The following is a 605-nucleotide window of genomic DNA, read 5'->3' as shown; positions in this document are numbered from 1 at the left end:
AGGTTATTATAACAACAATGGTTTTGAGTGGTCTTCTAATGATGATGCCGAAATTCCGCCAAATGCAATCCTTCACTTTTACAAAAATCAAGGTGGGAACTCAATTCTTCCCTTTAAAAGAACCAACGGTAGTAATTACAGAATCATTCACGGGCAATATTTGCTAGAATCAAATGCATATTCCCTAACAGCTACCTTAAAAACAGTCAAATATCCGACTGGTGGAAGCGCTCATTTTAAATATGAGAATCATACATTTAATCTACAAGGAGCAGAATACATTGCTGGTGGCGCGAGAATAAAACAACAAACACTTCATGACGGTCGTGGTGGAACAAGAGATATCTTTTATGAGTATACAAGTAATGGTAAAAGCACTGGATATATCAATAAAATGCCAACGTTTGCTTCTTTAAACAAGACAACTGATGCACCTAATACCAACTTTTCCCCTCATAATTTCTCAATGACAGCAATTGAGAATGATTGGAAACGCTACTTTACCTATTACGACAAAACAAAAAATAGCTTAGAGCTTACCGATGGAAGTTTCATAGGGTATGAAAAGATTACGAAAAAAGAAATTGGTAATGGGTACTCTGTTT

1 protein-coding gene is annotated in these 605 nt (G+C 35.7%); it reads left to right on the top strand.

Annotated elements, in window-relative coordinates:
• On the top strand, window positions 1-605 hold a 605-nt coding region (locus tag AA089_RS25345; protein ID WP_046759413.1), incomplete at both ends, for a hypothetical protein.

This window comes from Kordia jejudonensis (genome assembly GCF_001005315.1).
GTDB classification, from domain to species: domain Bacteria; phylum Bacteroidota; class Bacteroidia; order Flavobacteriales; family Flavobacteriaceae; genus Kordia; species Kordia jejudonensis.
This window is presented reverse-complemented; position numbering and strand designations above follow the sequence as displayed.